This window comes from Streptomyces anulatus (genome assembly GCF_000721175.1).
GTDB classification, from domain to species: domain Bacteria; phylum Actinomycetota; class Actinomycetes; order Streptomycetales; family Streptomycetaceae; genus Streptomyces; species Streptomyces anulatus_C.
The window spans coordinates 1-12,017 of the sequence record NZ_JOEZ01000068.1 but is presented as its reverse complement, the minus strand read 5'-3'; the positions used below and the strand labels follow the sequence as shown (position 1 = coordinate 12,017).

11 protein-coding genes and 2 pseudogenes are annotated in these 12,017 nt (G+C 69.0%); 9 read left to right on the top strand and 4 right to left on the bottom strand.

All coding sequences use genetic code 11. The annotated features are described in order from the left end of the window. Positions 1 to 235 precede the first annotated feature (235 nt). Positions 236 to 676: a DUF6086 family protein gene (locus IG90_RS0138065; protein WP_030595620.1), complete on the top strand. Its 441-nt coding sequence runs from the start codon at positions 236 to 238 to the stop codon at positions 674 to 676. Between the two features lie 202 nt (positions 677 to 878). On the opposite strand, the gene IG90_RS0138060 is transcribed toward IG90_RS0138065, so the two are convergent. Both IG90_RS0138060 and IG90_RS0138055 read right to left on the bottom strand, forming a co-directional pair. Next, positions 879 to 1,817, bottom strand: a complete 939-nt coding sequence (locus IG90_RS0138060) for a sigma-70 family RNA polymerase sigma factor (RefSeq protein ID WP_030595617.1) — start codon at positions 1,815 to 1,817, stop codon at positions 879 to 881. Between the two features lie 10 nt (positions 1,818 to 1,827). Next, entirely contained in the window at positions 1,828 to 3,027 is a 1,200-nt protein-coding gene (locus IG90_RS0138055) for an NAD(P)/FAD-dependent oxidoreductase (protein WP_030595614.1), read from the bottom strand. A gap of 626 nt (positions 3,028 to 3,653) precedes the next feature. Between IG90_RS0138055 and IG90_RS0138050 the strand changes: the two genes are divergently transcribed. From IG90_RS0138050 to IG90_RS0138020, 6 genes and pseudogenes are all read left to right on the top strand, one after another. Further along, positions 3,654 to 4,301: a ScbR family autoregulator-binding transcription factor gene (locus tag IG90_RS0138050; protein ID WP_030595611.1), complete on the top strand. Its 648-nt coding sequence runs from the start codon at positions 3,654 to 3,656 to the stop codon at positions 4,299 to 4,301. A 557-nt stretch (positions 4,302 to 4,858) separates the two neighbouring features. After that, the gene (locus tag IG90_RS0138040) at positions 4,859 to 5,089 is read left to right on the top strand and encodes a hypothetical protein (RefSeq protein ID WP_030595608.1); all 231 of its coding nucleotides are present in this window, start codon (positions 4,859 to 4,861) and stop codon (positions 5,087 to 5,089) included. 95 nt (positions 5,090 to 5,184) lie between these two features. Next, positions 5,185 to 6,398: pseudogene (locus tag IG90_RS40300) on the top strand (IS30 family transposase). 131 nt (positions 6,399 to 6,529) lie between these two features. After that, entirely contained in the window at positions 6,530 to 6,769 is a 240-nt protein-coding gene (locus IG90_RS44600; protein WP_030595605.1) for a hypothetical protein, read from the top strand. Positions 6,770 to 6,932: 163 nt separating this feature from the next. Then, the gene (locus tag IG90_RS41035; protein WP_124265391.1) at positions 6,933 to 7,502 is read left to right on the top strand and encodes an IS3 family transposase; all 570 of its coding nucleotides are present in this window, start codon (positions 6,933 to 6,935) and stop codon (positions 7,500 to 7,502) included. A gap of 337 nt (positions 7,503 to 7,839) precedes the next feature. Next, complete coding sequence (locus tag IG90_RS0138020) at positions 7,840 to 8,124, top strand: IS110 family transposase (RefSeq protein ID WP_030595602.1); 285 nt, start codon at positions 7,840 to 7,842, stop codon at positions 8,122 to 8,124. Between the two features lie 287 nt (positions 8,125 to 8,411). Here the strand turns inward: IG90_RS0138020 and IG90_RS0138015 are convergent, their stop codons facing one another. Continuing rightward, positions 8,412 to 9,431, bottom strand: a complete 1,020-nt coding sequence (locus IG90_RS0138015) for a hypothetical protein (protein ID WP_030595599.1) — start codon at positions 9,429 to 9,431, stop codon at positions 8,412 to 8,414. A 152-nt stretch (positions 9,432 to 9,583) separates the two neighbouring features. On the opposite strand from IG90_RS0138015, the gene IG90_RS46525 reads away from it, so the two are divergent. Beyond that, positions 9,584 to 9,712 carry a transposase gene (locus IG90_RS46525; RefSeq protein ID WP_167345037.1) on the top strand — a complete coding sequence of 43 codons (129 nt, stop codon included), beginning with the start codon at positions 9,584 to 9,586 and terminating at the stop codon, positions 9,710 to 9,712. Positions 9,713 to 9,941: 229 nt separating this feature from the next. Here IG90_RS46525 and IG90_RS0138005 read toward each other — a convergent pair. After that, positions 9,942 to 11,150: pseudogene (locus IG90_RS0138005) on the bottom strand (IS3 family transposase). A gap of 227 nt (positions 11,151 to 11,377) precedes the next feature. Here IG90_RS0138005 and IG90_RS0137990 point away from each other — a divergent pair. Beyond that, complete coding sequence (locus IG90_RS0137990) at positions 11,378 to 11,758, top strand: hypothetical protein (protein WP_030595591.1); 381 nt, start codon at positions 11,378 to 11,380, stop codon at positions 11,756 to 11,758. The last annotated feature ends 259 nt before the right edge of the window (positions 11,759 to 12,017 follow it).

Genomic DNA, 12,017 nt, shown 5'->3' with positions numbered 1-12,017 from the left:
CAACTACGGCAGACGACTGAAAGCCACACCCGGCACCCCTGGGTGAGCCAACCCTACGAATGGCTCGCTCAGCCCGATCAGCAAGGTAGGGACGACTGACACGAGGTGCCGCGCCTGTGGGTGGCGGCTCACGGCTCATCCGCACCCCAGGGCCCGGCCGGTCCGTACAACCCTGATGGCGGCAGTGATCCGCCTGGCTACGCCGGCCTGTCACGATCAGCCGGAGGGCGCCGGGATGAGCCAGTATTTCGATGTGGGCGAAGAGACGCTGTGGAACCCGTCCAACGGGGTTTCGCGTATGTTCCGGCGTCACGTGGCGGTCTTCGAGGCGGAGCTGGAACTCGCGTCGGACATCGGACCGATGGAGAACGACGAGTGCCAGATCGGCACCGACACCTTCGAGGCCTTCGTCAACGCTCTCGTGGCGGAGCACCGCAGAACGAGCCACGCCATCCGGCTCGCGCTCTCAGAAGGCTTCGTTGCCACCGTACTGGTTCTGGCGGAACGCGCCGGGATCGAAGTGGACCGGGCGCAGCACGGAACTGCTCCGGAGGCCCCGTTCGAGGACGTACAGGTCTCCGCCGTCACCGGCGTGTCCGTCCCGGCCGAAGGCGGAGCATGGGCCGCGGGCCTGCGCGAGAAGGCACGGGAGCCGGGAAGACACATGCCTCGCTGACATGCCCCGCTGACCGGAGCAGCGGATGACCGGACGACGCGATGACCGAGAGCCGGCACTCCGTCGGCCGGTCCGGTGCTCGGAGCGATCACCCCTCACCGGCAGGTGGCCGAGGGAAGGGCCGTGCGGCCCTCCCACCGGCATGGGTCGCTGTTCTGGTGTGGGGTGGGGGCAGCACGCGGCGGAGGTTGGATGGCGGTCGTCACCACGCGTTGATGACCGGTGCACCGGGTTCGTGCCGCTGCCAGGCGTTGTTGAGGCGCGTGAGCTGGTCTGCGGCGGCGATGCCGTGCAGGGACGCGACTCTGCCGTCGCTGACCTGGAACGCCACGACGCCCACGACACGGCCGTCGACCACGGCGAGGACGGCCGGGGAGCCGTTGACCGATGCGATGTGCATCGCGAGGGAGCCGCCGGCGAGCCGCCGTTTCGCCGGCGTGGGCTTGAACCCGGCCCGTACGAAGGTGGCGACCCGCTCGCGAGTCGTGTAGCGCAACAGCCGTTTGGCCAGTCCGGCGCCGTCCGAGACCGCTGTCACGTCGTCGGTGAGCAGTGCCACCAGCCGCTCGGTGCGCCCCGAGGTGGCGGCGGCGAGGAACTCCTCTACGACGCGGCGGGCGGCCGCGAGATCGGTCTCGGGGGTGCGGCGCTGGTCGGTGGCGGCGCGGATCCGGGCTCGGTGGGTGTGCTGCTGGCTCGCCGACTCGGTGATGTCGAGGATCTCGGCGATCTCGGCGTGGCTGTATGCGAACGCCTCGCGCAGGACGTACACGGCCCGCTCGACGGGGGAGAGGCGTTCCAGGAGGGTCAGTACGGCCAGGGACACCGATTCGCGTTGTTCGAAGGTGTCGGCCGGGCCGAGCATCGGGTCGCCTTCGAGGAGCGGCTCGGGAAGCCAGGTGCCGGCTGCGCGTTCGTGGCGGGCCTGTGCCGAGCGGAGCCGGTCGAGGCAGAGGTTGGTGGCGACCTTCGTCAGCCACGCTTCCGGGACCTCGATCCGGGCGCGGTCCGCGGCCTGCCAGCGCAGGAACGTGTCCTGCACGGCGTCCTCGGCGTCGGCGGCCGAGCCGAGCAGGCGGTACGCGAGTGAGGCCAGCCGGCCCCGGCTGGCCTCGAATCGGTCGACGGCTGCGCTGTCCATGCTCAGCAGCCTATGCGGCAGCCCTCACCCCGGCCCGGTCGGGCGCGGTGGCCAGGCGGTGCCTGCGTTTCGGCAGGCCGAAGGTCGGGTGGGCGATGCCCCACCCGGCCCCCTTGAGCACGCCGTCCTTGAGCCGCGCGGCGATCGGGCCGCCCACGTACCAGGACTTCGGCCGGACGTCCCCGTCCACCATCTGGAAGATCGCGTCCCGCCGCCCGAGACTGATGTGGTTGCCGTGGTACTTCAGTCCGGTGGACGGGACTTCGCGGCCGGTCAGGCGCGCGATGATCGCGGCGGTCGCCTGCATGTTGGTGAGTCCGGCCGAGGCGCAGGACATCGGCAGCGGGCGGCCGTTCTCACCGATCGCGTAGGCGCAGTCACCGGCGGCGTAGACGTCCGGATGCGAGAGCGAGCGCATGGTGCGGTCGACGGCGATCCGGCCGGTCCCGGCGACCTCCAGGCCGCTGGCGGCCGCGATGGGGTGCACCGCGAACCCGGCCGACCACACGGTCACGTCGGCCGGAATGGACCTGCCGTCGGCGGCGACGGCCCGGGTCGGCTCGACGGCTTCGATGCCGGTGCGTTCGTGGACGGTGATGCCGAGCCGGTCGAAGGCGCGGTGCAGGTGACGGCGGGCCTTCGGCGACAGCCAGGCACCGGGCTCGTCACGAGCGGCGAGCGCGACCGAGAGGTCGGGCCGGGACTCCGCGAACTCGGTGGCGGTCTCGATGCCGGTCAGCCCCTCGCCGACGACCAGCACGCGGCCGCCCTCGCCGAGACCGGCCAGGCGCTCGCGCAGACGCAGTGCGGAGGACCGGCCGGTCACATCGAAGGCGTAATCGGCGACGCCGGGGACGCCATGGTGGGCCACGGAGCTGCCGAGCGCGTAGAGAAGCGTGTCGTACGGGAGCTCGCCGTCCGCGTCCTCGCGGTCCCGGCTGGTGACGGTGACGGTTCTGCGCACGGGGTCGAGGCCGGTGACGTGGGCCAGGCGCAGCCTGACTCCGGTGCCCGCGAACACGTCGCTGAGCTTGCGGACCGCGAGGTCCTGGCCGATCGCGAGCTGGTGGAGCCGCATCCGCTCGACGAAATCGGGTACGGCGTTGACGACGGTGATCTCGGTGTCGGCGGGGGAGAGCCGGCGGGCCAGGTTTCCGGCGGCGAAGGCTCCGGCGTATCCGGCGCCGAGTATGACGATGCGGTGTTTCACGATGGTGCTCCTGTCGTGTCCGTGTGCCCTTTGAACGGGATGGAACGCTGGCTGCTGACAGAAGCCGGATGTGATGTGGGTCACGGGATTGGGGTGGATAGGTGGGTGGCTGGTTGCACCTCCGGCGGGAATCGGGCCTGGTGTTTCACCGGTCCGGTCACGTACGACGCGGCAGGAGATACCCGGACCCTGACCCCGGCGGCTCTGCGCCGCCTTCATGGCGAGTTACAAGCCCGCAGAGGCCGGGTGGCATCCCACCCCCGAGCGCAGGGAGACCGGACGGGCGTCATCACCCAGATCCGCGCCCGCATCTGGACCGACGACGCCGTGCGTCACCGCACCCTGGCCCGCATGGACAGCGGACGCTTCGGCTACTCCCCGGCCGTACGAGTCAGAGGCATCATCGCTGGCTCTCACTCTGTTGGCCGACGTCCGTCTCGTTCTGATGTCCATGGAAACGGGCCCTGGGCGCTAGCTCCTCGGCACGTGCCGAGGAGACCATGGACGCTTCGTGAGAATGCTCAGCGCAGCTGGTGTCGCCTCCTGCACCCGGGGGGAGGCATCCCAGGACGGGCGTGCTGCCGGGGCCCCGGGTAGCGTCGGACACGGCTCAGGGAGGCATGACAATGATGCAGGATCGCGGGGGGATGACCGTTCGACGGATCGTCGAGGCCGCCGGAATCGTCTTCGACCGGGAAGGCTACGCCGGCGCGACGACGCCGGAGATCCAGCGCTTGGCGAACGTTTCCCGCGGGGGTTTCTACCACCACTTCGCGTCCAAGCAAGATCTCGGCAACGCTATCCTGTCCCACCAGCACGACTACTTCCAGCTGGTCTCCGAGCAGACGGCGGCGGGCCCGGTCCCGGAGCTCTGGCTCCAGGCCCTGATCGACATCAGCCACCACTACACCGCCGGCATCCTGGAGGACCCCGTCCTGCGGGCCGCCGTGCGCCTGTCGATCGAGCCGGGCCCCTACCAGACCGCCGACAGCTACGCGGGGTCGCTAGGGGCCGTCACCGCCGTCCTCGAATCCGCCCAGGACGCCGACGAACTCCAGGACCACGTCGACCCCGGGGAGGCCTCCCGGACGCTGGTCGGCTGCTACAGCGGCGTGCAGCTGCTCGCGCTCGCCCTCGACGAGCGCGACGCCCTGCACCAGCAGGTCAGCGCCATGTGGGCCCTGATCATGCCCGGCCTCGCCCGCCCGGCCGTCCTCACCCGGCTGCGCCTGGGCCCGCCGCGCCGCCCCGCGGGCACAGCCCGGCCGCGGTGAACCCGGGCCCGTCGGATTCCGGCAAGGTGGACATGTTCCACGGGACCTTCCGGTGCCGATCGCGACGCAGATGCGGGGCGCGTGTTCCTGCGGCTGGCGCGGCGAGAGTCTCTGATTGATCGACCGGGACAACGTCGACCGCCGCGAGCCCTACGCGTACGACACCACGGGCCCGGAGGACGACTGGGACCGGCACGTCGCCGAGGCGGGGACCGTCCCGCTGCTCGAAGACGTCGTCGAGCTCCTCTGCCAGGTCCAGGCGCGGCTCGACACGCTCGCGGGCGCAGCCCGCTCGCCGCGCTCCGGGCCATTGCCGCACCGGAGCGGACCACGCGACGCGCCGGTCCGATGGCCCCCAACTACGAGGCCGCTGACGACCCGACAGGGAAACGAACCGGCCCCGCCCTGGGCATCACTCTGGCCATGGCCCGCTCCCGCCTCGCGCACTACGGCCTGCGCTGACCGCCTGATGCCGAACGAGGGCTCGCTGCGCGGCCCGCATCTCCACGGCCGGAAACTCCTTCGCGGGTCATGCACGACGCCGACAGGCTCGATCGGTGGAGTGGACCGTCGGCTTCCCGGATTTGCGCTCGACGGAGTTCCCGATGCTCTGGGCTCTGACTCCGTATGGGGACGCGGTCTTCAACCAGCGGCAGATTCCGTTGCTGCTGACCGGGCTCGACCGGCTTCCCGCTGCCTGTGGTGGCGAGTGGGTCCGGCAGGCCCGGGAGCTGTGCCAGCTCGTCGAGCGCGGGACGCACCTGTATCTGTGGTTCGTGGGCGACTGACACCCGGTCAGTCGAAAAGGTCCGGGTTCGTGCCCGGGCCGCACCCTGAGCTTGCGTTCTAGTGGTCGTCGCAACACTCCAGCTCAGGGGATGCGGTGGATTTCGAGATCCGTGAGGATCGGAAGCCGCAGGGAGCGAGGAAGCTCGCCAAGGAGCGGGCGGCATACTTCCAGCTCATGCAGCAGGGTGTGAGTGGTCGGGAGGCTTGCCGGATCCTCGGAATCAACCGGCGCACCGGCCAGCGATGGAGTAACGGACGTAACCCGTCCGGCAGGAACAAGGCGGCACCACCGGTCACCACGGTGGTGCCGCCTTCTCCACTCTCGCGGTACCTGTGCCAGGAAGAACGCGTCCACATTGCGGACCGCTTGCGGGAGAAGGCCACCGTGCGGGCGATCGCCGCGAGCTGGGCCGCAGCCCGTCCACGATCAGCCGCGAGATCCACCGCAACCGCACCGACGGCACACGCGACCAGTGGCACTACCGCCCATACGCGGCGCAGGCCCGAGCGGACGCCCCCCGGCCGGCCCCGCCCCAAGCCACGCAAGCTCAGCCGGAACCCGGAGCTGAGGGACGCCGTCCAGGTGATGCTGGACGAGAAGTGGAGCCCGGAGCAGACATACCAGGCTCTGCGGCAGAAGTTTCCCGACCGGCCGGAGATGCACGTGGTCCACGAGACCGTCTACCAGGCGCTCTACGTCCAAGGCCGAGGCCAGCTACGGGCGCGAGCTCGCCGGGGCCCTGCGCTCGGGACGGGCCCGCCGTCGGCCCCAACGGCAGGCCAACTGCCGCCAGCCGCGCTTCACCACCCCGATGGTCATGATCAGCGAACGGCCCCCTGAGATCGAGGACCGGGCCCTGCCCGGTCACTGGGAGGGCGATCTGATCACCGGCAAGGACGGGAAGTCCGCGATCGGCACCCTGGTCGAACGTGCCACCCGCTACGTCATGCTCCTGCACCTGCCGGACGACCACGGCGCCGAAGCAGTCCTGACCGCCCTGACATCGACCGTCCAGACTATGCCCATCCAGCTGAAGCGGTCACTGAACTGGGACCGAGGCAGTGAGATGGCCCGGCATGCCGAGTTCACAATCGCCACCGACATCCCGGTCTACTTCTGCGACCCGGCCAGCCCTTGGCAGAGAGGCTCGAACGAGAACACCAACGGTCTGTTGCGGCAGTACTTCCCCAGGGGAACCGACCTGTCCGTCCACGACCCTGGGCACCTGGCCGCCGTCGCCCACCAGCTCAAACCGCCGCCCCCGCAAAACGCCCGGCTGGGAAACCCCAGCCGAAGTAGACCTATGACGGGTGAACCGCGACTGAGGCCGAACAGGTTCTCCTTGTCGGGGTATCCGCGTGCCGCATATGCCATTGGATGCTTCCGTGGCCAGGGTGGTTGCACTGCACGTACCGATGACATGAAGGAGAGCGGTTTCATGATGCGTCGTATCGCGATCACGCTGGCGGCTGTCGCCGCGGCCGGGTTCGTCGCCGCGGGCCCGGCTTCCGCGCAGGGGACGAACGGCTGGGACGGCCCGGCCGGCGGTGGCCACGCGGAGATCGAGGGTGGCTGGGCCAGCGGCGAGTACCGCAATCTCGGCGGCCCGTACGGGATCACCTACATCAAGGGCCAGAAGGCCTACTTCGACGCGGAGCGTGGCTACTTCGTCCGCTGACCCGGCAGCCGGGCGCACCTTGGCAGTTGTTCCCGAACAGGTGAGGGCCCGCGCCACCACTGACGCTGTCGGTCAAATTCCGCCCCGCTGGATCTCGTCCAGCGGGGCGGAGTGCTGCGAAGGGCGAAGCGCGGCTCTACGAGAAGAACGCGCGGTGATCCCGGTGGACGGCCAGGCTCGGCCAGAAGGGCAGTGGCGATGTCCTGGCACCTACTACGCCTACCGCAAGCGAATCCAGGACCCGTCCGCCCGCACTGTACGCGACGCCGAGCTGAAGCCGCTCATCCAGCAGATCTTCGAGGTCAACTACCGTGTCTACGGGGCCAGGAAGGTCTGGCGCGAGCTGCACCGCCAAGGCCACATCGTGGCCCGGTGCACCGTCGATCTCCTCATGCGCGAGCTCGGCGTCACCGGTGCCGTCCGCGGAAAGAAGATCCCGGACAGTTCTGTCGAGCGGGCACCGGACCTCCTGGACCGCAACTTCGTCGCGCCGGCCCCGAACCGCTGCCGGGTCGCGGACTTCACGCACATCAGCACGTGGTCGGGAGGGGGCTACGTCGCTTTCGTCGTGGACACCTTCTCCCGCCGGATCGTCGGCTGGTCCGCCGTCCTGTCGAAGGAGACCAGGCTCGTCCTGGACGCCCTGGACATGGCCCTGTGGCAACGCGACCGAGACGAACATCCGCACCAAGCTGGGAAGTTGATACATCACTCCGACGCCGGGTCGCAATGACACGAGTTTCCGGCTCGCCGAGCACCTGGGTGCCGCCGGCATCGCGGCCTCGATCGGCTCGGTCGGCGACGCGTACGTCTGTCAGTCTTTTCGTACCGGATCCCGCAAGGATCGGGTGGTCCCGGCCGCGACGGTCTGACTCTTGCTTACGACCGACCCCGCGGGTGTCCTGGCGTTGATCTGTCGACCGTCCGGCCGGGCACGCAGCAAGCGCTGCCGCCGGACGGACGTGACCTCATAGGAGCCTGGAGCCAACCCGTCAAAGCGTCCCCGTGACAGTCCTGTCCGACCGGCCGACGGGAGCGTGCCCCCCGCGCTAACGGCCGGAAGGAATGCGGTGACCTCCAACGAGCAGCACAGGTCCGGGCGCGTCGTGATCGGCATCGACACTCACAAGTACGTGCACGTCGTAGCCGTGATGGACACGATCGGCGGGATCCTGGCGACCCTGACGATCCCCACCGACGCTGGCGGATTCCAGCAACTCTTGGACTGGGCAGGCTCATACGGCAGGGTTCTGGCCTTCGGAATCGAGGGCACCGGCTCCTACGGCGCCACCCCGCCCAGACTCCGCCATGCAGGCAAAACTCGAAGATTGATCACGACCCAATACGCTCCCTAGTTCAAGACCGAGCCGATCAAGCCCGGACGGCCCTGGCGAACCCTCTCCCAGGTCGAACTCGCCACCGCCGAGTGGATCGACGGGTACCGCCACCGCCGACTCCACGGCAAAATCGGGCACATCCCACCCGTCGAACACGAGACCAACTACTACCACGCAACCCCGAAACCCCAGGTCACAACCACAACCTGCAGTCTTTGCCGAACCCGGAACGCAGGCGCCTGCGCGGTGTCCTGTTCGATGTTCACGGGAGGTGACAGCACCCGGCCCGAGAAGTTCTGTCCGGCCTATTGGAGGCACCATCGGTGTGGGTGCCCGGGCTCGTTGGGGCAGGCGAAGATGTTCAGCAGGCCGTCTCGGCCGATCGTGAGCTGCGTCGGGCAGCGGTCCCGTAGACGCTCGGCGACGTTCCATTCCTCGTTGGGCATCCAGCTGCCGTTGGCACCGCTCCACTCCGAGCTGTCGAGAGTCAGGAGCAGGGCCATTGGTGCGGCACAGGCTTCGCAGTTCATCGAGTAGGGGTCGGTCGTGTGCCAGGAAGGGAATCCGCCCACTCGGCAGCCCTGTGGAATCGACAGGTCATGGTGGTAGGTGACCGGCTCGTCGTCCAGGCCGCGTACTTCCGCCTTGCGTGCCTCCGCGTCTTCCCAGGAGTCGATTCCTCTCCACAGTCTGGCCGGCAGTGAGCCGGCGTACGGGTAGGTGACGACCTGTTCGGGGTGTAGCACACAGGGTTCGGCGACCGAGCCCCTGAACCCGACCAGCGCTGGCTGCGGCGGAGTGTCCAGCGACACGGCAACCTGGTCGGAATGGCGCCAGCGCACGCGCAGGGCCAGGCCGTAGCGGCTTGGGCCATGTGCCTCGAACGGACACCAGAAGACCTGGAGAAGGTCGCATCCGTCCGAGCCGGGTGGGAGGTCGGGCACGTCTCGCCGGTACAGCTGGGCCAAGCCGATCAGCGGGATTGGATCGGTGTCAGCGATCTCCCGCTCGCGGTGCCTGCGGCCGAGCTCCTTGAGAAGGACTCGCTCCTCGTCGGTGGGCCGGTCACGGGCCCAGGCATCCGCGAGCACCTGGCGCTCACGCCGAATGTCCGCGATGCGGTACCCGCTACTGCGCTTGTGCGGCTCGGTGCAGACCGGCCACGGTTCGTCGGCCGGCCACAGCAAAGGACCGCCGACCGAGCTGACCGACGCGTTCGGACGTCCTGGCCGCGGATGCAGCCGGGTCGTCGTACTGCGGAACGCGCCCAGCTTCGGGAAGAGTGCCTCGACGTTCACCGGGCGGAGCGGCGTTGTTCGGTTCATGGACGGAGACCTTAAGCCACCGCACCGGCCACGCTCTCAGGTGCCCGAGCTGTCCGAAACCGTGAGACCACGCGCTGGTCAGGGAGTTCCACGACCGGCTGCGCGGCCTGGTCCGCCGGAGGGCGGGCCGAGACGTGGAGCCGACGGCCAGCGTGATCGACTCGCAGTCCGTCAAGGCGGACGCTGTCGTCGGCTCCGACAGCCGTGGTTTCGACGGCGGCAAGCTGGTCAGCGGCCGCCAGCGGCACGTCGTGGTCGACACCCTCGACTGCCGGGCGTGATGGTCACGAGCGCGGACATCGGCGATCGCGCCGCCGCGAAAGTGCTGCTCGAGCGGGTGACCGACGCCCATCACCGGCTGGGACTCGACTGGCCGACGGCGGATACACCGGCAGCCTCGTCGAGCACTGCCTGGCCGCGCTCGCCCTGGTCCTGGCGATCGTCAAGCGCAGCGACGACACGCGCGGCTTTGTGGTGCTGAGGTTGATCCCCTGGTGTGGACACCGGGTTTCACGCGACGAGTGACAGCGTACGTGCCGTGATCAGTTTGCTGTTCGAGCTCGGCTGGTGTGAGGTAGCCGAGCGCGGATTGCCGACGACGCCGGTTGTAGTACGACAGCCAGCAGAACAGCTCGAGCCGCGTCTTTGCCTTCGAGGTCCAGCGCCTCCCCTGGAGCAACTCGCGCTTGAGGCCCTGGAAGAACGACTCGGTGAGGGCATTGTCATAGCTCGAACCGATCCGGCCCATGCTGCGCCGGATGCCGTGTCGGCGGCAGACCTCGGCGAAGGCGGCCGCGCTGTACTGGGCGCCCCTGTCAGTGTGGAAAACGACGCCGCGGACCCGGCCGCCGCGTGCGGCCACGGCCATCTCGATCGCTTCGGTGACCAGCGAGGTGCGCATGTGGTCGGTGATCGACCAGCCCACGACCTTCCTCGAGCAGATGTCGATCACCGTGGCGAGGTGGAGCCACTTCGCGCCGACGGCTAGGTAAGTGATGTCTCGGCACCACCTGGTGTTCAGCGTGTCCGCGGTGAAGTCGCGCGTCACCAGGTCCGGCGCGGGCGGCGCGGTCCTGTCCGCGATCGTCGTCCGCTTCCTCTTCCGCAGGTGCCGCCCGACGATGTGGTTGACCCGCATCAGCCGGGTGACGCGCTTGCGGTTGATCCTCTGTCCCCTCGCACGCAGCTCGGCACGGACGCGCGGGGCGCCGTAGGCGCCATGGTGCTCGAGGTGGATGGCGCGGATCTCGCTCACGGTCCGCTTCTCCTCGGCCTGGCGCTCGGCACGGGCCTGGTGGCCAGGTGCCGGTAGTAGTTGGCGCGGGACGCCTCGAGCACCCGGCAGATCCGCTGCACGCCGAAGTCGGCGCGGTTCTTGGAGATGTAGTCCCAGCAGCGAGTACTCACTTCACCTCCCGGGCGAAATAGGCGGCTGCCTGGCGCAGGATCTCGCGCTCCAGTTGCCACTCCTTTACCGCCTTCAGTAGGCCGGGCGTTCTCCGCCCGCAGTCGGACCAGCTCCTCCGCCTCGCTCCCGCCGCGTCACGGCGTCCGGGCACGGCCTGTGAGTCGTCCTTGCGGACCCACGTCAGCAGCGACTCACGCGGTGATGCCGAGATCCGCGGCCACCGCCGCGTACGTCCGCTTGCCGGCCGCAGCGCGGCAGAGCGCGACGGCATCCTTCCTGAACTCCTCTGGATACGGAGACTTGCGTCCCACCTGGACATCCCTCCCTGGACCATCAAGATCCATTGTCAGGGTGTCCATACCAAAGGATCATCCTCAGTGCTGCCCAAGGTCGCATTCAACCGGGCGGCGTTCTATCGTCATGCGCCTTGTACCGGCCCGTCTGCTGCCGCAGCACCCGGACCACTCCATGGACGGCCGAGCGCTGGCCGAGTGCGGTGCCCGTCGGCGTTGTCATACCCCATCAGTACGCTCGGGCCATGAGCGTTTCTCTCTTCTACTGTGCGAGCCGGGCGGTGCCGTTGACGGAGGCCGAGACGGCCGCTGTCGAGCGCATCGTCGCCGCCCGCATGTCGTCCTTCCCGTACCAGGACGAGGAAAGCCTCTACCTGTACAACAACGGTGGCGGTCAGCCGGGCGAGATCGTGGCCGGGTCCACCAAGATACCGCTCGACCCTGGCCGACTACTGCCGGTGATCGCCCATACGCTCGACTCCGTGACCGAGTTGCGCCGTGCTCTGCCGGGAGCCCAGTGGCGCGTACACATAGACGATCTCGATGTCCCGTGGGACGAGGACGAGGGCTACGTCCTGCCCGGCATGCGTGATGCGGACCTCATGGCCGAGCTGGGGGGCCTGTGAGGGTCCCGACCACGGACGGACTTCGGCCACAGGGCCCTCAAGGACAGCAAACGGCCTACGACCGCCTGGCGCGCACGGATCCGCCGGCTGTCACGGCAGTCAGCAAGGGCCCTTGTCCTGACCCGTGCCGCACCCGGCGCTGCCGATGCATCGACGAGCACTAGGTGTATTGCCCTGTGAGGTTGGGGACGCGGCTGGCGGGTGGTTGGCCCTTGAGCGCGGTGTGTCCGCGGTGGTGATTGTAGGTGTGGAGCCATCG